Consider the following 21,824-nt stretch of genomic DNA (forward strand, 5'->3'; position numbering starts at 1 on the left):
CTGTTTCATGAGCTTTACACTCTATCCCGCGATTGATATGAGAGGAGGAAAATGCGTAAGACTGATACAAGGTGATTACGATAAAGAAACCGTTTATGGCGATTCTCCTTTTGATATGGCAAATAATTTTGACCAAGCAGGTGCATCATGGATCCATATGGTTGATCTTGATGGGGCAAAGGATGGAAAAAGAGTAAATGATTCTTTCGTCATCCAAGCAGCGAATAAATTAAAAGCAAAAGTCCAAATCGGTGGAGGGATCCGAACGGAAGCCGATATTGTTCATTATTTGGAAAATGGGATTGAAAGAGTGATCATTGGTAGCATTGCCATTTCAAATCCTGATTTTGCGATCGAGATGATTAAAAAATATGGTCAGCAAATTGCGGTGGGAATTGATGCCAAGGATGGTTTTGTTGCCACTCATGGTTGGCTGAATACCTCAAGTGTGAAGGCTGTTGAGGTAGGAAAAAGGTTTGCAGATGCAGGTGCAGAAACATTCATTTTTACCGATATTGCGACGGATGGGATGTTGTCAGGACCAAATGTAGAAGCGGTAGCTCTAATGGCTCAAGAAACAGGAAAAGCGGTCATTGCTTCTGGAGGTGTAAGCCAGCTTCAGGATTTAATCGTGTTAAAGGAGCTTTCTAATAAAGGAATTGCAGGTGCGATTGTCGGTAAAGCCATCTATGAAGGCCGGTTTACAGTGGAAGAAGCCTTGAAAGAGGTGGAAATCTAATGTTAACGAAACGCATTATCCCTTGTTTAGATGTGAAGGATGGCCGTGTTGTTAAAGGAATTCAATTTGTGCAGCTTCGAGACGCTGGGGATCCGGTTGAACTAGCACGATTTTACGACGAGCAAGGTGCAGATGAATTGGTTTTTCTTGATATTTCTGCTTCAGTTGAAGGTAGAAAGACGATGGAGGATGTCGTCCGTTCAGTGGCTTCTCAACTAGCCATTCCTTTTACAGTCGGCGGTGGAATCAATTCTTTAGAAGATATGAAAAGAATTTTGCGAGCAGGTGCGGATAAAGTATCTTTAAATACGGCTGCCGTTAATAATCCCGCGCTTATTCAGGAAGGGGCTAATTTCTTCGGATCTCAGTGTATTGTTGTGGCAATTGATGCCAAATTTGATGTTGAACTGGGAAGCTGGAGGGTTTATACTCATGGGGGGAGAAACCCTGTAGATAAAGAAGTGATTGAATGGGCACAAGAAGCCGTTCGTCTTGGTGCAGGGGAAATATTATTAACAAGCATGGACTCTGATGGAGAAAAGAATGGATTTGATCTTTCCTTAACGAAAGCTGTTAGTGAAGCAGTATCCGTCCCAGTTATTGCATCCGGAGGAGCTGGTAACTCTGTGCATTTTGAAGAGGCATTTAAGGAAGGAAAGGCAGATGCTGCTTTGGCGGCTTCTATTTTTCACTACAAAGAAACTTCAGTGTCTGAAGTTAAATCTTACTTAAAAGAAAAAGGGGTGGTCGTCCGATGAACATAGACGGCATTAGATTTGATGAAAAAGGACTTATCCCTGCGATTATACAAGATGCCAATACGAAAGAAGTATTAACATTGGCTTATATGAACAGAGATTCATTGCAGAAAACAATTGAAACAGGTGAAACATGGTTTTATAGCCGATCAAGACAAGAGCTATGGCATAAGGGTGGAACAAGCGGGAATATCCAGAAGGTTACCGAATTGAAATATGACTGTGATCAGGATGCTATTGTTGCACTTGTGAATCCAGCCGGCCCAGCTTGTCATACAGGAGCAGTAAGCTGCTTTTCAGAAACTTTTTATCGATTCGAAAAAGGTGAAACACCTATTGCGCAATTATCTGATTATCAAATATTATTAAAGCTAGAACAAGTCATCCATGATCGAGAAATAGAGCGTCCAGAAGGTGCTTATACGACCTATCTATTTGAAAAAGGCGTCGATAAGATCTTGAAAAAAGTTGGCGAAGAAGCAGCTGAGGTTATTATTGCAGCCAAAAATCGCAGCCATGAAGAATTAAAATGGGAAGCATCAGACTTACTTTATCATTTATTGGTGCTTTTAAGGGAACAAGAGCTTCCATTTAAAGAAATTCTCAAAGTTCTTGAAGAACGCCATACAAAATCAGATAGTCATTAAAAACAAAAAACCGGCGCTTGCCGGTTTTTTGTTTTAATTTCAACATTTTGACCTCTTCTCTGCCTGCTAAACTATGTGTTATACTGTTTACTTAGGTAATTAAGAATTTATGGAGGATTTCATGAGCAAAGACTCTAAAGCAATACAATCAAAAGGAAAGCTACTAGCATTTAATCCAACTGGAGAATATTATTTTTCAAAAGGTTTAAAGGCATATCATAGAAGAGATTTTAATAAAGCAAAAAAATATTTGGAGCGTGCTATTCAGCTTGAGCCGAATGAACCAATGATAGCATGCCAGCTTGCCGTGTTATATACGGAAATAGGGGAGTATACTCAGTCCAATCAATTATTGCATCTCATCATTGATCAATTGGATAAAGATATGGTGGAATGTCATTATTTTTTAGCTAATAATTATGCTCATCTTGGATTTTTTAAGGATGCTTATATTCATGCGAATAAATACCTTGAATTGGATCAAGACGGAGATTTTGCCGATGACACAGAGGATTTATTAGATGTACTTACGTTAGAAGCAGATGAACTTGAGGAAGATTTATATGAACAGGATGATCTGATTATGAAGCAGGAGGAAGCGCGAGAACTGCTTGAATCAGGAAATTTTTTAAAGGCTGTTGAAATCTTAACTCATGTCATTGAGGAGTATCCAACCTATTGGTCTGCATATAACAATCTCGCTCTTGCTTATTTCTACCTTGGTGAGATTCAAAAGGCAAAGAATTTATTAGATGAAGTGTTAGAGAAGAACCAAGGAAACCTTCATGCTCTATGTAATAAACTAGTCTTTTCTTTTTATGAAAAAGAATTTGATGAGGTGAGTGCACAGAAGGAAGCTTTAGTGAAAATAAAGCCGCTTTTAGTGGATCATCAATTAAAGCTTGGCGCAACTTTTGCATTAATTGGTGAATATGAATCTTCTTTTTTATGGCTAAATAAGCTAAGAAAATCAGGATTCCAAGGCGATGGAGCTTATTATTATTGGCTTTCATATGCAGCGTATAACACAAAAAGGGAAAGCTTAGCGAAATCAGCATGGGAAAAAGTGATTGAAATAAATCCAGAAAAGAATGGATTTGAGCCGTGGAATAATGAAATAGAGCTAGGAAATGGGTTTGAAAATCACTTTACTTCCATTTTGAAAAAGTTGACAAGTGAACATATGGAAGAAAGACTATTTGCCCTTTTTTTAACCTCCATCTCCAACAAAAAAGAGGTTATTTTATCTTCGGATGGAATCGTTCATAATTCAAAGCTATCATCGATTGAAAATCAATATATTGCATTTGTTAAATCAGAATGTGAATTAGATGATTCCTTTGTTTCAAATGCACATCAAACAGCAGCTCTACTTTATCAGCAGCATCATCCAATTGGCACGATTGAAGCAGGTCTTTATTTAATGTGGTTCTCTGTTTGTGTCGAAATGCTGAAAATCGGAGAAAAAGTTCAAAATCAGCATGCATGGGCAGCTGCAACTGAATATGTCTGGAGAATGCTAAGAAATGAAAAAATGTCACAGCAAAAAATTGCATCGCAATATGGCTTATCATCTTCAACACTCCGAAAATATGTAAAGCTAGTTAAAAATTATCTTCAGTGAGCAAATTTTTGGACTACAACGCCTTTGTTTTATAGGATATGAATAGAAAGGTCATAATAAGGTTAGTGCAAGAAGGGATAAGGACCCATCTCTTTAGGATGTCTTTATCCATCTGATTTCTTCGATGTTTTAGCATGCTGAAACAAGTTCACTTAATCCTAACAAGTTATGATGAGCTAAAAATAAAGGAGTGTAGGAAATGACAGAAGAGAAAATTTACGATGTCATTATTGTCGGTGCTGGTCCGGCTGGAATGACAGCTGCAGTATATACATCTCGTGCTAATTTATCCACATTAATGATCGAGCGCGGAATTCCGGGTGGCCAAATGGCCAATACAGAGGATGTTGAAAACTATCCAGGCTTTGATTCGATACTAGGTCCGGATTTATCAACTAAAATGTTTGAGCATGCGAAAAAATTTGGTGCAGAATATGCATACGGCGATATTAAAGAGATTATTGACGGAAACGAATTTAAAACGATTTTAGCTGGTTCAAAGCAGTATAAAGCTCGTGCCGTGATTATATCAGCAGGGGCTGAGTATAAAAAAATTGGTGTTCCAGGTGAAAAAGAGCTTGGCGGTCGCGGCGTATCCTACTGTGCGGTTTGTGATGGCGCATTTTTCAAAAATAAAGAACTAGTTGTTATTGGAGGCGGGGACTCAGCGGTTGAAGAAGGGGTGTACTTAACGCGATTTGCATCTAAGGTCACCATTGTTCACCGAAGAGATGAGCTAAGAGCTCAAAAAATTCTTCAACAAAGAGCGTTTGATAACGAAAAAATTAGTTTTATTTGGAATCATACAATAAAACAAATCAATAACAGTGATGGAAAAGTAGGCAGTGTCACACTTGTTTCAACTGAAAATGGGGAAGAACAGGAATTCAAAACAGACGGCGTTTTTATTTATATTGGAATGCTTCCACTTTCAAAGCCATTTGAAAACCTAGGCATTACCAACGAAAATGGATATATTGAAACCAATGATCAAATGGAAACAAAAGTACCAGGAATCTTTGCTGCCGGCGATATACGCGAAAAAACATTGCGCCAAATTGTAACAGCTACGGGTGACGGAAGTATTGCTGCTCAAAGTGCACAGCATTATATTGAAGAATTAAAAGAATCGTTAAAAATTAAAGCTTAAATTTATTAAAACGTTAATTGCTTTTAATTCTACTGTAACAGTAGTGAAATATATTTGGGGTATGATAAAAATTAAGAAATTACCCCCTTTTTGATATATATTTTTTATCAGCACAGGAGAGCCTCCTGTGTCTTTTTTTTATTGTTTATGAAATTATAAAATAGTTGGTTGTTGATAACTTTGAAAGCTATGTATCAACGTCCAGCTTCGATGTACAGGATGTACGAGTGCCGATGTTGCCACAGGACGTGGTGTCCTTAATCGACCAGCCCCTAGTCCTTGTGAAAAATAACCTCATGCCTCTAAAAGTAAAAACACTTTTTGAGTCATGAGAACATTTTTCTTCAGGGCTGATCAAGGCGCTTGCGCTTTTATTTTTAAAATTGAAATTACATAAACCAAACATGAAATGATAATTCATTGTGATAAAATAGCAAATAATAGTATAATAAAAAGAATATTATTATGTATTAAATTTCTGTTTCTAAAGAAAAAACATTTTAAAAAAATATGCTTGTAAAGCAAGCGTTTAGCTGTGATCAATTCAGCTCGCTTATGATATAGCAATAAGGGACATCAAATTGGGGTGAATGAATTGCAACGTGTTACGAACTGTGTATATATAAAAGACAATCAAGTATTGCTTTTACAAAAGCCAAGAAGAGGCTGGTGGGTTGCACCTGGAGGGAAAATGGAGCCGGGAGAATCAGTCAAAGATTCATGTATAAGAGAATTTCGAGAAGAAACAGGCATTTATTTAAAAAATCCGAATATAAAGGGGATTTTTACTTTTATTATGAAGGAAGACGATAAAATCGTTTCCGAATGGATGATGTTTACCTTTTTCGCTGATGAAGCGGATGGAGTTCATTTAGATGAATCTGAAGAAGGAAAAATATCATGGCATTTATTTGATGATATAAGAAATTTACCTATGGCTGAAGGGGATTATCATATTCTAGACTATATGATCCATGGGAAAGGTCTTATTTATGGAACCTTTACTTATTCAACGGATTTTGAATTACTTAGCTATCGACTTGATCCAAGTTAACGTAAATCATAGGGGGAAAAAAGATGAGTACCGGTTCGGTCAATGATACTCAAATGGTCATAATTACAGGAATGTCAGGTGCGGGGAAAACAGTTGCCATTCAGAGCTTTGAAGATTTAGGCTTTTTCTGTGTAGACAACTTGCCCCCCACTCTTCTTCCAAAATTTCTTGAACTGATTAAAGACTCTGAGAATAAGATGAACAAAGTAGCCCTCGTTATGGATTTAAGGGGAAGAGAATTTTTTGAGCATCTTTTTAAATCTTTAGATGATCTTGGCGAGACAACATGGATTACGCCTCAGGTTGTTTTTTTGGATGCAGATGATGCGTCTTTAGTAAGAAGATATAAAGAATCAAGACGGTCGCATCCACTAGCTCCTTCAGGTCTTCCACTTGAAGGAATCAAGCTTGAAAGAGACATGCTAGAGGAGCTAAAAGGGAGAGCACAAATTATCTATAATACATCACAAATGAAGCCAAGAGAGCTTAGAGAAAAGATTCTTACCGAATTTTCAGTAAACAAAAAAACCATTTTTACGGTAAACGTGATGTCTTTTGGATTTAAGAATGGCATTCCTATTGATGCTGATCTTGTATTTGATGTTCGATTTTTACCTAATCCTCACTATATTGAGCATATGAGGCCAAAAACAGGTTTAGACCATGATGTATCAAGCTATGTATTAAAATGGGCAGAGACACAAAAATTTATTGAAAAAGTAACAGATCTTCTCTCTTTCATGCTGCCTCATTATAAGAGAGAAGGAAAGGCACAGCTTGTGATTGCGATAGGATGTACTGGAGGCCAGCATCGTTCTGTTACATTAGCCGAATATATTGGCAAGCATTATGAAGAGGACTATTATACTCGTATTACTCACCGTGATATTGAGAAGGGAAAGGATAATATAACATGAGCAACAAAAGACAGCCTAGAATTGTCATCATCGGTGGAGGAACAGGCATGCCGGTTCTTTTGCGAGGATTAAAGCAACATCCTGCAGATATTACAGCGATTGTAACTGTTGCCGATGACGGTGGGAGCTCAGGAAGATTAAGAGATAATTTTGATATTCCCCCGCCAGGTGATATTCGTAATGTGTTGGCAGCCTTGTCGGATGTGGAGCCTTTAGTTGAGCAGATGTTCCAACATCGTTTCACGAATTCGAACGAACTGTCAGGTCACTCTCTTGGAAATTTAATTCTTGCAGCGATGACTTCGATAACAGGAAATTTTGTATATGCCATACAAGAAATGAGTAAGGTATTAAATGTTCGAGGAAAAGTATTGCCTTCAGCTAATCAAAGTGTTGTCCTACATGCCGAAATGGAAGATGGAACGATTGTATCAGGTGAATCAAAAATTCCATACTCTGGGAAGAAAATAAATAAAGTTTTCTTAACTCCTGAAAACATTAAGCCTTTGCCGGAGTCAATCAATGCGATTCGTCAGGCCGACTTGATCATTCTTGGTCCGGGCAGCTTATATACTAGTATTCTACCCAATCTTTTAGTTCCTATGATTGGTGAAGAAGTAACGAGATCAAGAGCAAAGAAAGTTTACATCTGTAATTTAATGACTCAAGCAGGGGAAACACTGGACTTTAAAGCAAGTGATCACGTAAAGGCTCTGTATCATCATATGAAGGATGGTTTTATTGATACCATTCTGGTCAATCGTGAAAATATTCCTGAATATATTCAGGAGCGCTATAGCGAGGAATTAGCAAAACCTGTTCACATGGATATCCAAAATCTATATAAATTAGGTTTAGAAGTCATTCAAGGTGAAATCGTATGCTTAGAGGATGGCGTTATTCGACATAATACTCGTGAGGTTGCAAATATTTTATATTCCTTGCTTGTAGCAGAAGCCAAAAAACGCTATAATGCCTAGTCTAAATGCTAGGGTTCCTTAGGAGGTGAAGGAGATGTCTTTCGCTTCGGAAACGAAAAAAGAATTAACGAATATCGAAATTAAGGATTGTTGTGGGAAAGCAGAGCTGTCAGCTCTTATACGAATGAATGGATCATTATCTTTTTCAAATCGTAAGCTTATTGTTGATATTCAAACAGAAAATGCTGCCATAGCAAGACGAATTTACACGTTAATTAAAAAAAATTACGTTGTCCAAGTTGAACTTCTCGTTAGAAAAAAAATGAGGTTGAAAAAGAATAATGTTTATATTGTAAGATTATCTGAACAAGCCAAAAGCATATTGACTGATTTGAAAATATTAGGTGAAGGGTTTGAGTTTGCTAACGATATTTCGAACGAGCTGATAAAGAAAAAGTGTTGTAAGCGCTCTTATTTAAGAGGTGCGTTTCTTGCTGGAGGATCAGTAAATAACCCAGAAACTTCTTCTTATCATCTTGAAATTTTTTCCCTTTATAAAGAACATAACGATGCTTTATGTCAATTAATGAATACATTCGATCTAAATAGCAAGTCACTTGAAAGAAAAAAAGGCTTTATTACGTATTTAAAGGAAGCGGAGAAAATTACAGAGTTTTTAAATATTATTGGGGCTCATCAAGCATTATTGCATTTTGAAGATATTCGAATTGTTCGTGATATGCGAAATTCTGTCAATCGCCTTGTTAATTGTGAAACAGCCAACTTAAATAAAACCATCGGTGCTGCCTTGCGTCAAGTTGAAAATATTCGTTTTATTGATGAAACGGTAGGGCTAGATAGCTTGCCATCAAAATTAAGAGAAATAGCTGAGCTGAGAATTGCCTATCAAGATGTGACATTAAAAGAGCTTGGAGAAATGCTTTCTAACGGCAATATTAGTAAATCGGGGATCAACCATCGGTTAAGAAAATTAGACGAAATAGCAGAAAAATTGCGGATGGGAGAACCGATAAAGTGAATCTTCAATCAGCGGGGGGTTGTGACAGAACATCGCGCTTTTTAAGATAATCATGTTTAAATTTTGATAGGGGGAAGGAAATAATGGTGGAAAAACAAGTTGTTGTGAAACTGAGAACGGGATTACAAGCTCGACCTGCTGCTCTGTTTGTACAAGAGGCAAACCGTTTTTCATCCGATGTATTTCTTGAAAAAGGCGGCAAAAAAGTCAATGCAAAGAGCATTATGGGCTTAATGAGCCTTGCTGTTAATCCTGGCTCAGAGATTACTCTTATCGCAGAGGGACATGACGAAAGTGAAGCAATTGAAGAACTGATTAAATATATCCAAGAAGAATAAGAAAAGCGCAAGCGCCCTTGCTCATCAACGTAAATTGCTGGACTGAATCGAGTGAGATATAGGAAACACGAAGAGCGACAGCGATTCGATGTTGACTTATCGTAGACGAGGTGAGGGAAGCACTTCTAGTCGATAGGGCGTTGGAGCTAGATACCTGTCTACATTCCAAAAATTTACACTTTCTAAACTTAAGAAAAGCGTGAGACTCCTTGATTCATTTAACAAGGAGTCTCACGCTTTTCTTTTTGTCTAGCTCCGACGTACAGGATGTACTAGTGCCGATGTTGCCACAGAACGTGGCGTCTTTAATCAGCCAGCGCCTAGCCCTTGTGAAAAATAACCTAATGGCTCTAAGAGTAAAAAACACTTTTTGAGTCATTAGAACATTTTTCTTCCGGCCTGATCAAGGCGCTTGCGCTTTTCTTATTTAAGCTTCTTTTTTCTCTTCGATTTTACGTGTAATAATGTGGTCTACTAAACCATATTCTTTCGCTTTTTCAGCAGTCATGAAGTTATCGCGCTCAGTGTCTCTTGAAATGATATCAATTGGTTGTCCAGTACGTTCTGATAAAATTCCATTTAGTTTGTCACGCAAGAATAAAATTCGTTTTGCTGCAATTTCAATTTCTGTAGCTTGTCCTTGTGCTCCTCCTAATGGCTGGTGAATCATTACTTCACTATTAGGTAAGCAATAACGTTTGCCTTTTGCACCCGCGGCAAGAAGGAAAGCACCCATGGATGCTGCCATTCCCATACAAATCGTTTGTACATCAGGTTTAATAAATTGCATTGTGTCATAAATCGCCATACCAGCTGTGATGCTTCCTCCAGGACTATTAATATAAATAGAGACGTCTTTTTCTGGATTTTCGGCATCTAAGAAAAGTAATTGAGAGACAATAGAATTCGCTACATTATCATCAATGGCACTTCCAAGCATGATGATACGATCCTTTAAAAGACGGGAATAAATATCATAAGCCCGTTCTCCCCTGTTTGTTTGTTCAATAACTGTAGGGATTAAATTCATTTTTATTCCTCCTTTGGATTAAGCGTCAACATACAAATTAAGTATTTGGGTTGAACTTTATTAATGTATGTACTGCTATGATACACTGATGGTCAATTAAGGTCAAACGAATTACTCTGAAAACGAGCAATGAATCGTTCGACACCATTTGCCTATCCAATTAGATAAATGAATAGGATGTTAAAATGGAAAGGTGACTCATATCAGTTAGTATCTTTTTCCTTTATACTTAAGTATAACTCCGTTTTCATGATATCCAAAAGGATAATTTTTAATCAAAAAAGAAAACTTGCCATGAATATTAATATGCCATATAATATATATTTGTAACGCTTAAATTTGAGGCTTTACGCTTTTCTTTGTGTCTAGCTCCGACGTTACAGGATGTACTAGTGCCGATGTTGCCACAGGACGTGGCGTCTTTAATCGGCCAGCGCCTAACCCTTGTGAAAAATAACCCTTTGTCTCTAAAAGTAAAAAACACTTTTTGAGCCAAATGAACATTTTTCTTCAGGGCTGAACAAGGCACTTGCGCTTTTCTCATTTGCCCTCGTGGTGCAACGGATAGCACGTAAGATTCCGGTTCTTAAAATGGGGGTTCGATTCCCTCCGAGGGCGCTAAAGTACTGATATATAAGGGTTTTTTGAAGGGTTTTTATTTTTTTGTCCGACTTTTGTCCGACTACTCCAAAAAACTCTTAATTTTTTTGCTCTAACCAAGCACTCATAAAACTATTTACTTTTTCATTATTGAGCTGTTCCGATCGCTTAGACATATGTCCATAAGTATTTAATAAGATCGATTTATCTGTATCTCCAAGTCGAGCTCCGATATAATTTATGTCTGATATATTTGATTCCCACAAGATTGTTTCGTGAGTATGTCTAAACATATGTGGCGTGGTATGCATTATACCATTCCTTCGGCACAAGGTTTCAAGAGCGCTTCCATAGTTGGACATTTTCACTAAATCACCGACTTGATTTATAAACAGAAATGTTGGTCGTTTTTTTAATTTCATGACAATTTCAGAACGTATTTTGATCCATTCTTTCAAACGCTCAATCGTGAAGTCATCAAGAGCAATGGTTCTTTCGCCAGATGATCCTGTTTTTGTAGTCGGTTTAATGGAGTATTCCCCTTGCTTGTTGATTAACGTTTTGTCGATTTTAAGTGTCTTTTTATCCATGTCAAGGTCCTCTTCAATCATTAAAGCACAAATTTCACCAATACGGGCTCCTGTAGCGACCAGGGTATGGGTAATATATAGATAATGTGCATATTCCTTTAACCAGTCGTTTTTTGCATGTTTAATTAATTCTAGATAGTCATCTAATTCTAAGAATTTTTTCTTTTTTTGAGGTGTTTTCGTCACCTTAGGATAATTCACTCTAGATGCAGGGTTTTTATGCATAAGATCTAAATCCATTGCTTCAGTAAAAGCCTCACTTATCGTGGAGTTCATTCGTTGAATGGTACTCTTAGCGTAGTCTTTTGACAACTCATTTATAAATTTTTGATAACTAGGCCTTGCGATTTCTTTTAAATTCATATAACCAATTCGTTCAGTAATCATATGCATGTGTAATTTGATGTTCTTTTCGGTACCAAATTCTACGGTTCCCTGTTTATATGTTTCAAACCACCATGTTAAATATTCAGCCAATGTTTGTCCAGATGCTTTTGGATCAAATCCATTTTTAATCTTTCGTTCCATTTCAGCAGCAGCAATTCGCGCTTCTGGTTTGGATTTAAATCCACTATCAGTTGCTTCTTTTTTTTCCCCAGTCTTTCTGTCTATATAAGAAATTCGATATTCCCATGTTTTTCCCTTTCCCCTTTGTCGAAATGAAGCCATAATACTCCTCCTTTAGAATGTACGTTCTGTTATATAATTCAAAGAAAAGCCCTAATAGGGCTCTTAATTTGCAAATGTAGTATGTTTTGCTTTCCATTTTTCTAAAGATATAAACAGCCAGAAACTATAGATTCCTAGTGTAATCAAGCAAAGGAACCACCATTTAATCCATAAACCAAACAGGCCAATTGCTGAACCATTAAACTTTAATCTTCTTCCGTTAATAACCGAATGCTCTACTTTCCATTTATAAATAATATTAATAGACCAAGGATAGCAAATGCCGAGAGTACATATAGTTACCAACAAACCTAAAATAGACAAGCATATGTACTGGAACAGTCCTCCATCAAAATAAGATCGGCCTCCTTTATCATTGTCTTGGTTCACGTTTACGACTACATTTGTTTCTGCCATTTTAACATCTCCTTTTAAAATGATTTATCTATATTAAAAATTAGTCAAAATGACTAATTGATTATGTAGATTTTCTCTAACAAGGAAAATTTATATAAATATTGGCTTTATTTGTGCAAGGAAATCAGCCAATTAAAAAAATATAATTTAATTGATGCTCAAACTTGAACAAATACAAGAAATAGCAATTTATTATTTCCAACATAAAGTTAGATCTCGATGTAAATTTGAAAAAATCATTAAAATAATAGAGGAAAGAGACCACTACATTTTTTATGCATTCTTTAAATGCAAGAAAACTCATATCGTAAAAATAGTGAAAATAGATTATTATGGAACAATTCTGTAACATTTATAGTCAAAAAGTGTCACTTATTGTCGAAAGTGTGCAACGAATTTAGGTAGATGTATTCTTTTCAAAGAAAATACATGGTAAAATTTATTTAATAAATTAAATCGTTCGTGAATATAGAACGGCTTTTTTATAAATTTATTCTTTGTCCTATAGGACAAAAGTGACCTCGGGAGGAGCAATGAATTGCTCTCACGTTTGTCCTTACTTATACTCCCATTCGTATAAGTCTTCCATCGAACATCTCAATATGTCAGCCGAAAGTTTTGCTCGATAATAAGAAAGCTTTTTTTCGCCACTTATTATTCTGCTAACGTAAGAATCACTGACGCCCAATCGTCTAGCGAATTCTGATTGTGACATATTAATTCGACGCAAGAGATAAGACAAACGGCTCCTCCCCATTTGGAGGTCAGCCATAAATTTACACCTATATAATTTATTTGCTTTGTTCGTCTTGTTAACCGAACGTATATTCGTATATAATAAAATCACACATTAAAAATCTATACATAATTTAGGTAGGCGATGCTAAATGCAACAACAAATTGAATATTTAATTCACTTTATTGAAAATGCAAAAGACCAAGAAATAAAAGAATTATTAGATTTAATTTCTCCTAGATTTTCTTCAAATAAATTTGTTCAATACTTGAGAATAGTAATTAATAAAACATAATCAAAATTAGCATAGGAACCATTATTTTTTTATTCGCTTAATTAAATCATAAAAATAATTAACATCTTCTTCAGACATTTTATGAATTTCTTCTATTGCTTTTTTTCTATACTCACTTATTATTGATGATTCCTCCTTTATAGTTTGATTTTGTTCATTTGTTCTTCCTAGTAAATAGTCCGTTGTAACGCCATAATAATCTGCCATTTTATTTAAAATATCATTATCTGGTTCCACTCTGTCATTTTCATAATGAGAGTATCTAGCTCTAGAAATTCCAATTACTTTAGATACTTCTTCTTGAGTTTTTTTACCCCTAAGTGATTTTAACCGTAGTCCAAGAGATTTGTCTTCTTCCATAGGAATTATCACCCCATTTCACCTCCATTATAGACAATAAGCGATAATATTTGTATCAATGATAAAATATTTTTCATAAAGTTGTTGACGATAAAAAATTTATCATGTATTATCTAATTAAAGATAAATAATTTATCAAAAAGGTGGTGGCAAGATGGAACGTAAATATTTGAGACAACTTAGAAAAAATAAAAATTTAACTCAACAAGAATTAGCCGAAAAGATTGGTATATCAACAATTTATGTTAGAAAACTAGAAAAATGCGCTGTTAATCCAGGCAGAGAAACAATGATTAAATACGAAAAATATTTTAGCGTTAGTATGAAAGAATTGTTTCCTGATCTTTTTTTTGATAATAGTGATAAGAAATTTATCAATAAGAATTTAGCTTAGGAGGCGATCTAATTGATTGATATTCAAGTTGATCATCGTAGTATCGAAAAACAATTTCAAGAAGAGTTGAAAAAACATCTTGATGAAATACAAAATCGCACCGTGTTTTGGGATATGCACGAATTATGCCGCCAAACATGTATGAGCGAACCTTTCGTCAAAGAACAATTCTTTTTCGATCCACGCTTCCCAAAATTCAGGGTTGGTCGAAAATGGTTGTTTCCAGCGAAGCAGGCCGAAGAGTTCTTGATTCAATGGTTAATAGAACAACCTACTTATTAATAAAGAATAGTTCTAAATTTTTTCACCTTTATTTAAAAAATTTTAATAGTTTAATAGTCACAAAGAAATTTAGCAATTGGTACTAATCGGAGGGAGGATGAAAAATGTCATATGGCGAGTTGTTATCTCAAGCTCGAAAACGCCAAGGAATGACACAAGAAGATGTATCTATAGAGATCAATTACAGTCGTGAATCTGTCGCTAAATATGAAACGGGGACTAGGAAGATGCCAAAAGATGTTTATCCAAAAATTAGCCAAAGTGTTGATGATCCACAGTTCTATTTTGAATCTTGGGAAAACACTACTGGTTATGTGAGCATTCCGTTTTTTAATGGAGAGTATATTGATCAGCATCCTTCCAGTATGCATTATCTGGTGTCAGAAGAAACGGAAGAAGCTTTACGTCACTTATCTGCCATACGGTGGTCAAAGCCAGCGCTAGCTAGATCAGAAAGCGAACGTGAAGAAATGAAAAAAGCGTTGCTTGAAGTATTAGATGCTGCCGCATCAATGATTAATTTAGTTGCTTGTATTTGTAAAGAATATAAGTTTTCTATGCGTGAAATTTTCCAAATATGGCGTGGTTCTTTGAAAATTCGAAAGTTCAATAAATAAAAGGAGTATCGATTATGGCTAAAATTCCAGCACATTTATTAAAAGATCGTTATTGGGGATCGTTGATTTATCTATTCCAAAACAATTGGAAATTAAAATCAGTTTTTACCACTAAATATTTTGAAATCGAATCAGGAATCGTAAAAATTCAAGCATTAAAACGAAACGCATCTCCGTGGTCACAGTCTGAAAAATTCATGTTAAACCTTGCCCTTCATCTTTTTAACGAGAATAACAAAGTGAACCTAAGTGACATGGATTATTTAGATGATAACAACAAAAAATTAGCATTTGAAGCTATTGCGATTCGGTTTTATGGGCGTAAATTAAACGTCGAGGAGATTACATTATGAAACAAGCAATCTATTTAACTCCCGTTCATCGTGAAATGATTAAAACAGCCATGAGATTTTATCGCAAAGGGCTATCTGGAAGTGGGAAACAATTATTCGACATCGCTTTCGGTAAAGTCAATAAGATGGATAAACGGATTGAACTTGATGGCATGGAAATGGTCTACATCACTCAATCACTATCTAAATACGGAAAATACTTTTGTGAAATTGGTAAGTATTGCGAAGGAGAAATTTATCGTATGCAGGGAATGGAAATGGAGCGTATTCGAATTTATTTCCAATATCAAAATGGACCAAGAGTGGACAAGACTAAAACAAATAAAAAAACAGCAAGTGCTGCCACACTTACTGCTTAAGATTGAGTGCCTTTGAGAGGCGTTAGAATTAATTTTAGACTATCACAATCGTTGTGATACGGCAAGTGAATTGGGCTTGCCGTAATAGTTAGGAGTCTGTCAATATTCCTAGCTATTCCGGTGCGCGCCAATTTCTTGAGGGAAGGAGATGATTGAAAATGGATAATGCAACAAATGAAGATTTGTTTGATTTAATTCATGGAAGAAAGACTCTTAATCAATTAAGAATGGAAAATGGTTTGGTTCTCATAACAGATCCACATGCTGATATGTTTCTAAAAGTTGATAATAGAAAGCTAATTACAGAACTATCATCAATAATCTTAAATGATATTTTGAATAAGTCGACATCAATTGGTGACTTATTCAGATTTTCTACATCTACAAAGATCATTGAAACTTTAAAAGAAAAGTATAATCACGAACTTGATTATCAGGATATTAAAGAAATTATCAACAGAGTTAAAAATCTGATTGAGGAGATTCCGTTAAAAAATAACCCTATATTACAGGGCGATTCACGACTAGAAATATTTCTTGAGGGAAGGGGGTTTGGAAATGGATAATAAGGAACTCGAAGTTTATTTCTCATATGTAACTTTTACTGGTGATATTCCTTCAAATATCGAAAGTCAAGTGAAAAATACTTTCAGTCGCTATGAGGTTGAATATCTAGAAAATAAAAGTGTAGTTATCAAAGTGCCAAAAAGCGAAATGGAAACTCTTGAAAAGTTTAAAGAAAGAGTGAGAACTCTTTTGTTAGAAATAAAAAAAGAAAACAGTGTACTAGCAGATAAACTAGCACACCGTTACGGGTTTTAACCAATTGAAATAGACTTTACAGCCGAAGTAAGGTACAAGGTTTTGTCTTCACCATCACCAACTGAAAACATGTCATGAGAAAGCAGGAATCCGCCAATTCCTAGTCTTTCATCAGTCGTTGATAAGGCAGATCCTTCATTTTCAAAATCACCTTGTTTGTTTCCTATATACATTTGCTGAAGGTAGAAGATTCTTTCATTTAGCCTATCTGTTCTAGGCACATTGTTGATACCTACTAAGATTGTATCAGAATGAATTTCAATTTTCTCACCGTCAAGCATATTGATTATAACCATAGTCTCACCTCCTATATTGAAGATAGGAACATTATACCAAATAAGGTATTAATAGAATGCTATTAGCAGGTAATGAAAGGAGGACGCGAATTTGAATAGGCAAGAAAAGCGAAAAATCCGTTTGGAGATTAATAATCTAATGGATCAAGAGTGTAATAGTTGCAAATATCAGAAAAAAACAGGTGATGAGAAATTTAATTTCTGCCTTAATGAATGTCCAGTTGCAAAACAATTACAGTCTCTATCTAAAAAATTGGAATCAAATGCAAAATTATCAAATTCAATTGACGAAATTAAAACGGGCGATTGGGACGATGATGAAGAGTTATATTTGTTAAACCATGCTAATCGATTTCCAGTTGCTCATTTATCGATGAGGCTTAATCGCTCTCCTAAAAGTGTACGAAATAAGATTGGGCAATTAAAAGAGAAACAAGCAGCAATAAGCTCTTAGGGGTGTTGAATTTGTTGTTTGAAGTTGATTTTGCGGTGAAAGAAAATGGAGATTTTAATACGGTTTATACGGCCCTTATCGATGCTAAAAACGTCTCTATGTGTAAAGAAGAGGCAAATGATATAAAAGCAAATTTGCCAAACCATATTGATAAACGAGTATATGTATTCATAGGAGAATTTTTCAATGAACATGAATGAAGTACCTACCAAAGTTCTAATATCACCAGAAGTCTTAGACAAACAAAAAAATGTATCGGAAGAACATTTTATGCAATTAGTTCGAAACTATTTAAAACCATATGGAATCTTTCGATTAATTTCTATTCAAGGTTGTTATGCAATATGCGAGCAAATCCAAGAAGGGAGGGAAACTAGTGACAACAAAAACAAAAAAAGTCGTCATAAGAGAAGAACTAGTTGAACTTACCGGGGATTTCAAATTAGCTATTGTGTTAAACCAAATGATCTATTGGTCAGAACGCATTTCAGACTTTGATGGTTTTATCAAGGAAGAAAAAGAAAGGCTTGAATCTGAAAATTTAGACTCAAGTAATTTAGAATATCAAAACGGATGGATTTATAAAAAAGCTGATGAATTAGCCGACGAATGTATGATCACAAATTCAGAAGCAACCATGCGAAGATATTTAGACAAACTAGTCTCTTGTGGTTGGTTAGATACTAGACGAAATCCAAAATACAAATGGGATAAAACTCTTCAGTATCGATTGAATTTAAGAAAGATCCAACAAGATTTATTTAACCTTGGCTATTTCTTAGAAGGCTATAGATTTACATTATCTGTAGAAAATTTTCAAAATGACGAATCGAACTTTCAAAATGAAAATACGAACTTTCAAAATGAAAGTACGAGTTTTCAAAATGAAAATTCAGACTTTCAAAATGACGATTCGAACTTTCACGATGAAAGAGCAATACCAGAGATTACTTCAGAGATTACTTCAGAAATTAAAAAAGAAGTAGAAGAAGAAGAAGCGCATGTGCGTAAAATAACTCCTTTTGATTTTTTCGAACAAAATGGATTTGGATTAATTGGCAGTTATATGTCAGAGAAAATTTCGATGTGGTGCGAGGACCTTTCTGACGAGTTAGTAATAAAAGCAATGGAGATTGCTACTGAATACGGAAAAACTCAATGGAGCTATGTTGACACAATTTTAAGAAATTGGGCATCTAAGAATATTAAAACAGTGCAGCAAGCTGATGCTTTGTTAATGGCCTTTAAAAAAGATCGAGCTAAACAACGAGATCGCCCTGCTAAAGGTTATAAGTCAAAAGCTACTAGAACTGAAATGCTTCCTGAGTGGTTTAAAGAGAACGACACACCTTCTTCTAACCCTGTAGAAAATCAGATGTCAGAAGAAGAATGGCAAAAGAAGCAGAGTGAATTGGATGATCTATTAAAAAAATACCGTGAAAATTAGACAAAAAATGCTGGGACAAGAATCCCAGCAAAAAAAGAATTATTTACACCTAGATTATAACATATGGGGTGTTAATTTTGAAAAAGGTAAACCAAGTAGTCAATCATGAAGAGTCAATCGCTCAAAATATAGAATCTGACAAAGTAGTCATCCTTGTTCTAGATGGGTTACAAGGCAAAGTTACCAAATGTGTTGCACCAGAACATGGGCTATCTGTCATTGAAACTGTAAAAGGTAAAGGTGCAAAGTTTAAGACCATCGAGGAGAACTTTTTACTCTGATGAATACCGTCCAGCCTATCCGTGATAAATGTCTGATCGCTGCTATGAAATCAGAATTACAGAAAAAGCATCGACGAAATGCTTTTCTGTTCGCACTAGGGATTAATACTGGACTGAGAATAAGTGATTTGCTCCGACTACAAGTAAAGGACGTTAGAGACAAATCTCATATCATCATCAAAGAGAAAAAGACTCAAAAAAATAAGAGATTCAAAATCAACGAAAACCTTAGATTTTTAATTTTAGCTTATACCGAAAGTATGCAGGAAAACGAGTACCTTTTTAAGTCTCTTCGAGGTACTTCTCCAATCAAAAGGGTACAAGCTTGGAAAATACTTAACGAAGCTGCCAAAGAGGTTGGATTAAGCGAAATAGGCACCCATACGTTGAGAAAAACGTTTGGATACCACTTTTATCAAAAAACAAAAGATGTTGCGTTGCTGCAGGAGATATTTAATCACTCATCTCCTTCAGTGACTATGCGATATATCGGAATCAACCAGGACATAATGGATAGCGCAATTGATGGATTTACATTGTAATCGAGGTGAAAAGATGAATCTTACAGCATCAAAAAGTACTTCAGATGAGCACGAAAAGGATGATTTGAAAGAAAAATTGCTTTTTCTTGGTTATTATAAAACACCAGATAAAAGGCAATTATACGAACTGTCTCTAACTGAGTTAAAGAGAATCTATCAAAACGAGATTAGGAAAAAGGCAGCTGTTACCAATGAATACTGAACAAATGGCAATAGGACATATTGAAGGAAATCTAATGCATTCTGATCGCAGGAAAATTTACATCGCACTAGAACAAACCAATTTCATTTGGGACGTTGAAGAGACTAAAGAGTTTGATTTGATGTGGAGGAACGGGAAAAAACTCAAAGAGATTGCAAAGTACTTTCAAAGAACGTTACTAGAAGTTCATTTATTGATGTTGGATCGATTGAGTAAGGGGAAAATCGATGCGAGGTGATTAGATGCTGAAAGTTAACGATTGGGTACAAAATCGGTCTAGTGGAAATAGTGGTTTTGTGATTGGAGTATCGATGTTAACAGGAAAAGTGACAGTCGAATTTACTTCAACTCTAGTAGGAAAACCTATTAGATTTACAGGCCAGCCGTCTGAACAAAAAAACTTTATTAAGTTGCATGATTTCACTTTTCCATCTAATGACTTAATAGATTTAGCTTTGGATACAAAAGATTATGATTGGTTCAAAAAATTGACTGAATAAGTGCAGGTGAGACAGGTAGATCTAAGGCAATTAAACACTAGAATTTTACTAGATTACTTTGGAGTGGATTAGAAATACAAAATGTCCTAATCGCTGATGATCGCCCATTTTGGATGATAAAAGAAGACAAGCTTCACATTTGTATGACTCGGTGCAGTAAATTTAGAAAGTGTTCCAGCAGATTCGGAATGGATTGCAAAACACTCGGAGGTTCCGAAATACCTAAATTAAGGTGATTTACATGATGAACGTTGATTGGAATAAAGGATATAAGGCTGGGGCAAAAGAACAGCGCGACAGGAGTTTAAAAGATTTTGCAGATTTAATCAATTCGTTAGATGTCAAAGGTGTAGGGCCCGTGTTAAAGGTTAGGATCATTGAAGCGATTAATGAGAGGGTGGGTAAATGAGCTTATTAACTTTTATCTTCGGTGGTTTCATTGGGATCGTGGTTATGTCATTGGTAAATTTTGAATCTTATAGAAAAGGATTTAGAGATGGGAAGTTGAACAAGTAAGCAAATTTAGGAGTGATTAAAATGAACATAAATCAATTGTGTAAGAAAGCATATGAAACTGCAAAATCAAAAGGTTGGCATGATGAGCCAAGAGAAACGGGTACTTTACTTGCTTTGATCCACAGCGAAGTATCAGAAGCATTAGAAGCTGACAGAAAAGGTGATAGTGAAAACTTTGCCGAGGAATTAGCAGATGTTTGCATACGTATTTTCGACCTTTGTGGTGCAAGAGAAATAGATTTAGAGAATGCCATTTTATCTAAAATGGAGAAGAATAAAGGACGAAGCTATAAGCACGGAGGAAAAGCATATTAAATAGAATTTGTATTAAGTTTCATAGAAAGGAGGAAAATCCTTGCAACGTATTTTAGATGCATGCTGTGGAAGTCGAATGTTTTGGTTCGACAAGCAGCATGAAGATGTGGTGTACATGGATAATCGACAATTGAAAGATACGTTATGCGATGGACGTACATTAGAGGTTAATCCAGATATCATTGCAGATTTCAGAAATATGCCTTTTGAAGATAACTCCTTTTACCTAGTGGTATTTGATCCACCTCATTTGATAAAGGCAGGGGAAGATTCATGGTTGGCCAAGAAATACGGAAAGCTTGGCCAAGATTGGAAGAATGATATTGCTGCTGGTTTTAACGAGTGCATGCGAGTACTTAAATCTAATGGAACACTTATTTTTAAGTGGAATGAGGACCAGGTGAAGTTGAGTGAGGTTCTTAAAGCAATCAAAGCTAGACCGTTATTTGGTAATCGTAGAAGTAAAACACATTGGCTGGTGTTTATGAAATAAGTTTCATAGAAAGGGGTGAGCCCGTGATTAAGATACTAGAATTGTTCGGAGGCATCGGCGCTCCCCGT

The 21,824-nt window shown here is 35.6% G+C and carries 36 protein-coding genes and 1 tRNA gene; 31 read left to right on the forward strand and 6 right to left on the reverse strand.

The window, feature by feature from the left end; translation table 11 throughout:
* Positions 1-7 precede the first annotated feature (7 nt).
* From hisA to FDO66_RS12555, 10 genes are all read left to right on the forward strand, one after another.
* Positions 8-739: a 1-(5-phosphoribosyl)-5-[(5-phosphoribosylamino)methylideneamino]imidazole-4-carboxamide isomerase gene (hisA, locus tag FDO66_RS12510; protein ID WP_141432985.1), complete on the forward strand. Its 732-nt coding sequence runs from the start codon at positions 8-10 to the stop codon at positions 737-739.
* Positions 739-1,497, forward strand: a complete 759-nt coding sequence (gene hisF / locus FDO66_RS12515) for an imidazole glycerol phosphate synthase subunit HisF (RefSeq protein WP_141432986.1) — start codon at positions 739-741, stop codon at positions 1,495-1,497. Before hisA ends, hisF begins: the two co-directional genes overlap by 1 nt.
* Entirely contained in the window at positions 1,494-2,144 is a 651-nt protein-coding gene (gene hisIE / locus FDO66_RS12520; protein WP_141432987.1) for a bifunctional phosphoribosyl-AMP cyclohydrolase/phosphoribosyl-ATP diphosphatase HisIE, read from the forward strand. The genes hisF and hisIE overlap by 4 nt, the downstream gene beginning before the upstream one ends.
* 121 nt (positions 2,145-2,265) lie before the next feature.
* Positions 2,266-3,768, forward strand: a complete 1,503-nt coding sequence (locus tag FDO66_RS12525) for a tetratricopeptide repeat protein (RefSeq protein WP_141432988.1) — start codon at positions 2,266-2,268, stop codon at positions 3,766-3,768.
* 199 nt (positions 3,769-3,967) lie between these two features.
* Positions 3,968-4,918, forward strand: coding sequence for a thioredoxin-disulfide reductase (gene trxB, locus FDO66_RS12530; RefSeq protein ID WP_141432989.1), 951 nt, complete (start codon positions 3,968-3,970; stop codon positions 4,916-4,918).
* 595 nt (positions 4,919-5,513) lie between these two features.
* On the forward strand, positions 5,514-5,972 hold the full coding sequence (locus FDO66_RS12535) for an NUDIX hydrolase (protein ID WP_141432990.1): 459 nt from the start codon (positions 5,514-5,516) through the stop codon (positions 5,970-5,972).
* A gap of 23 nt (positions 5,973-5,995) precedes the next feature.
* On the forward strand, positions 5,996-6,889 hold the full coding sequence (gene rapZ, locus FDO66_RS12540) for an RNase adapter RapZ (RefSeq protein WP_141432991.1): 894 nt from the start codon (positions 5,996-5,998) through the stop codon (positions 6,887-6,889).
* A complete protein-coding gene (locus tag FDO66_RS12545) occupies positions 6,886-7,869 on the forward strand; it encodes a gluconeogenesis factor YvcK family protein (RefSeq protein ID WP_141432992.1) in 984 nt (327 codons plus the stop codon). The genes rapZ and FDO66_RS12545 overlap by 4 nt, the downstream gene beginning before the upstream one ends.
* Positions 7,870-7,903: 34 nt before the next feature.
* The gene (gene whiA, locus FDO66_RS12550; RefSeq protein WP_141432993.1) at positions 7,904-8,848 is read left to right on the forward strand and encodes a DNA-binding protein WhiA; all 945 of its coding nucleotides are present in this window, start codon (positions 7,904-7,906) and stop codon (positions 8,846-8,848) included.
* A gap of 83 nt (positions 8,849-8,931) precedes the next feature.
* On the forward strand, positions 8,932-9,186 hold the full coding sequence (locus FDO66_RS12555; protein ID WP_141432994.1) for an HPr family phosphocarrier protein: 255 nt from the start codon (positions 8,932-8,934) through the stop codon (positions 9,184-9,186).
* Positions 9,187-9,613: 427 nt separating this feature from the next.
* Here the strand turns inward: FDO66_RS12555 and clpP are convergent, their stop codons facing one another.
* Positions 9,614-10,216, reverse strand: coding sequence for an ATP-dependent Clp endopeptidase proteolytic subunit ClpP (gene clpP, locus FDO66_RS12560; protein WP_141432995.1), 603 nt, complete (start codon positions 10,214-10,216; stop codon positions 9,614-9,616).
* Positions 10,217-10,762: 546 nt separating this feature from the next.
* Here clpP and FDO66_RS12565 point away from each other — a divergent pair.
* Positions 10,763-10,834: transfer RNA gene (locus FDO66_RS12565), tRNA-Arg, on the forward strand.
* Between the two features lie 80 nt (positions 10,835-10,914).
* Here FDO66_RS12565 and FDO66_RS12570 read toward each other — a convergent pair.
* The 3 genes from FDO66_RS12570 to FDO66_RS21505 form a co-directional block, all read right to left on the reverse strand.
* Positions 10,915-12,075, reverse strand: coding sequence for a site-specific integrase (locus FDO66_RS12570; RefSeq protein WP_141432996.1), 1,161 nt, complete (start codon positions 12,073-12,075; stop codon positions 10,915-10,917).
* 63 nt (positions 12,076-12,138) lie between these two features.
* Positions 12,139-12,492, reverse strand: coding sequence for a DUF898 family protein (locus FDO66_RS12575; protein ID WP_141432997.1), 354 nt, complete (start codon positions 12,490-12,492; stop codon positions 12,139-12,141).
* A gap of 556 nt (positions 12,493-13,048) precedes the next feature.
* Complete coding sequence (locus FDO66_RS21505) at positions 13,049-13,264, reverse strand: helix-turn-helix transcriptional regulator (protein ID WP_141432998.1); 216 nt, start codon at positions 13,262-13,264, stop codon at positions 13,049-13,051.
* Positions 13,265-13,379: 115 nt separating this feature from the next.
* On the opposite strand from FDO66_RS21505, the gene FDO66_RS20890 reads away from it, so the two are divergent.
* Entirely contained in the window at positions 13,380-13,523 is a 144-nt protein-coding gene (locus FDO66_RS20890) for a hypothetical protein (protein WP_181444558.1), read from the forward strand.
* 21 nt (positions 13,524-13,544) lie between these two features.
* Here FDO66_RS20890 and FDO66_RS12585 read toward each other — a convergent pair whose 3' ends face one another.
* Entirely contained in the window at positions 13,545-13,883 is a 339-nt protein-coding gene (locus tag FDO66_RS12585) for a helix-turn-helix domain-containing protein (protein WP_141432999.1), read from the reverse strand.
* 154 nt (positions 13,884-14,037) lie between these two features.
* On the opposite strand from FDO66_RS12585, the gene FDO66_RS12590 reads away from it, so the two are divergent.
* The 7 genes from FDO66_RS12590 to FDO66_RS12620 all read left to right on the forward strand — a co-directional run bounded on the left by FDO66_RS12590 (position 14,038) and on the right by FDO66_RS12620 (position 16,710).
* Complete coding sequence (locus tag FDO66_RS12590) at positions 14,038-14,277, forward strand: helix-turn-helix domain-containing protein (protein WP_141433000.1); 240 nt, start codon at positions 14,038-14,040, stop codon at positions 14,275-14,277.
* A gap of 12 nt (positions 14,278-14,289) precedes the next feature.
* Positions 14,290-14,559 (forward strand): group-specific protein, encoded by a 270-nt coding sequence (locus tag FDO66_RS12595; RefSeq protein WP_141433001.1) that lies wholly within the window; start codon positions 14,290-14,292, stop codon positions 14,557-14,559.
* Between the two features lie 104 nt (positions 14,560-14,663).
* Positions 14,664-15,176, forward strand: coding sequence for a helix-turn-helix domain-containing protein (locus FDO66_RS12600; protein WP_141433002.1), 513 nt, complete (start codon positions 14,664-14,666; stop codon positions 15,174-15,176).
* Between the two features lie 14 nt (positions 15,177-15,190).
* The gene (locus FDO66_RS12605; protein ID WP_181444559.1) at positions 15,191-15,529 is read left to right on the forward strand and encodes a hypothetical protein; all 339 of its coding nucleotides are present in this window, start codon (positions 15,191-15,193) and stop codon (positions 15,527-15,529) included.
* Positions 15,526-15,888 (forward strand): hypothetical protein, encoded by a 363-nt coding sequence (locus FDO66_RS12610; protein ID WP_141433004.1) that lies wholly within the window; start codon positions 15,526-15,528, stop codon positions 15,886-15,888. Before FDO66_RS12605 ends, FDO66_RS12610 begins: the two co-directional genes overlap by 4 nt.
* 158 nt (positions 15,889-16,046) lie before the next feature.
* The gene (locus FDO66_RS12615) at positions 16,047-16,454 is read left to right on the forward strand and encodes a hypothetical protein (RefSeq protein WP_141433005.1); all 408 of its coding nucleotides are present in this window, start codon (positions 16,047-16,049) and stop codon (positions 16,452-16,454) included.
* The gene (locus FDO66_RS12620; protein WP_141433006.1) at positions 16,447-16,710 is read left to right on the forward strand and encodes a hypothetical protein; all 264 of its coding nucleotides are present in this window, start codon (positions 16,447-16,449) and stop codon (positions 16,708-16,710) included. Before FDO66_RS12615 ends, FDO66_RS12620 begins: the two co-directional genes overlap by 8 nt.
* Here FDO66_RS12620 and FDO66_RS12625 read toward each other — a convergent pair.
* Positions 16,707-17,006 carry a hypothetical protein gene (locus FDO66_RS12625; protein WP_141433007.1) on the reverse strand — a complete coding sequence of 100 codons (300 nt, stop codon included), beginning with the start codon at positions 17,004-17,006 and terminating at the stop codon, positions 16,707-16,709. The two genes, FDO66_RS12620 and FDO66_RS12625, sit on opposite strands and share 4 nt — an antisense overlap.
* Positions 17,007-17,097: 91 nt before the next feature.
* Between FDO66_RS12625 and FDO66_RS12630 the strand changes: the two genes are divergently transcribed.
* The 12 genes from FDO66_RS12630 (at position 17,098) to FDO66_RS12675 (ending at position 21,756) form a co-directional block, all read left to right on the forward strand.
* On the forward strand, positions 17,098-17,460 hold the full coding sequence (locus tag FDO66_RS12630) for a zinc-finger domain-containing protein (RefSeq protein ID WP_141433008.1): 363 nt from the start codon (positions 17,098-17,100) through the stop codon (positions 17,458-17,460).
* Positions 17,461-17,471: 11 nt separating this feature from the next.
* A complete protein-coding gene (locus FDO66_RS12635) occupies positions 17,472-17,660 on the forward strand; it encodes a hypothetical protein (RefSeq protein WP_141433009.1) in 189 nt (62 codons plus the stop codon).
* Complete coding sequence (locus FDO66_RS20895; protein WP_181444560.1) at positions 17,647-17,883, forward strand: hypothetical protein; 237 nt, start codon at positions 17,647-17,649, stop codon at positions 17,881-17,883. The genes FDO66_RS12635 and FDO66_RS20895 overlap by 14 nt, the downstream gene beginning before the upstream one ends.
* On the forward strand, positions 17,837-18,907 hold the full coding sequence (locus FDO66_RS12640; RefSeq protein WP_181444561.1) for a DnaD domain-containing protein: 1,071 nt from the start codon (positions 17,837-17,839) through the stop codon (positions 18,905-18,907). Before FDO66_RS20895 ends, FDO66_RS12640 begins: the two co-directional genes overlap by 47 nt.
* A 77-nt stretch (positions 18,908-18,984) precedes the next feature.
* Entirely contained in the window at positions 18,985-19,188 is a 204-nt protein-coding gene (locus FDO66_RS12645; protein WP_141433011.1) for an XtrA/YqaO family protein, read from the forward strand.
* The gene (locus tag FDO66_RS12650) at positions 19,188-19,730 is read left to right on the forward strand and encodes a site-specific integrase (protein WP_141433012.1); all 543 of its coding nucleotides are present in this window, start codon (positions 19,188-19,190) and stop codon (positions 19,728-19,730) included. Before FDO66_RS12645 ends, FDO66_RS12650 begins: the two co-directional genes overlap by 1 nt.
* A gap of 13 nt (positions 19,731-19,743) precedes the next feature.
* On the forward strand, positions 19,744-19,932 hold the full coding sequence (locus tag FDO66_RS12655) for a Fur-regulated basic protein FbpA (RefSeq protein ID WP_141433013.1): 189 nt from the start codon (positions 19,744-19,746) through the stop codon (positions 19,930-19,932).
* A complete protein-coding gene (locus FDO66_RS12660) occupies positions 19,922-20,170 on the forward strand; it encodes a helix-turn-helix domain containing protein (RefSeq protein WP_141433014.1) in 249 nt (82 codons plus the stop codon). The genes FDO66_RS12655 and FDO66_RS12660 overlap by 11 nt, the downstream gene beginning before the upstream one ends.
* A gap of 4 nt (positions 20,171-20,174) precedes the next feature.
* Positions 20,175-20,432 (forward strand): IDEAL domain-containing protein, encoded by a 258-nt coding sequence (locus FDO66_RS12665; RefSeq protein WP_141433015.1) that lies wholly within the window; start codon positions 20,175-20,177, stop codon positions 20,430-20,432.
* 244 nt (positions 20,433-20,676) lie between these two features.
* A complete protein-coding gene (locus FDO66_RS20900) occupies positions 20,677-20,841 on the forward strand; it encodes a hypothetical protein (protein ID WP_181444562.1) in 165 nt (54 codons plus the stop codon).
* 128 nt (positions 20,842-20,969) lie between these two features.
* Complete coding sequence (locus FDO66_RS12670) at positions 20,970-21,263, forward strand: MazG nucleotide pyrophosphohydrolase domain-containing protein (protein ID WP_141433016.1); 294 nt, start codon at positions 20,970-20,972, stop codon at positions 21,261-21,263.
* A gap of 76 nt (positions 21,264-21,339) precedes the next feature.
* Positions 21,340-21,756: a class I SAM-dependent methyltransferase gene (locus FDO66_RS12675; RefSeq protein ID WP_141433030.1), complete on the forward strand. Its 417-nt coding sequence runs from the start codon at positions 21,340-21,342 to the stop codon at positions 21,754-21,756.
* Positions 21,757-21,824: the final 68 nt, after the last annotated feature.

This window comes from Bacillus sp. 03113 (assembly GCF_006546985.1).
In the GTDB taxonomy this organism is placed as follows: domain Bacteria; phylum Bacillota; class Bacilli; order Bacillales; family Cytobacillaceae; genus VATK01.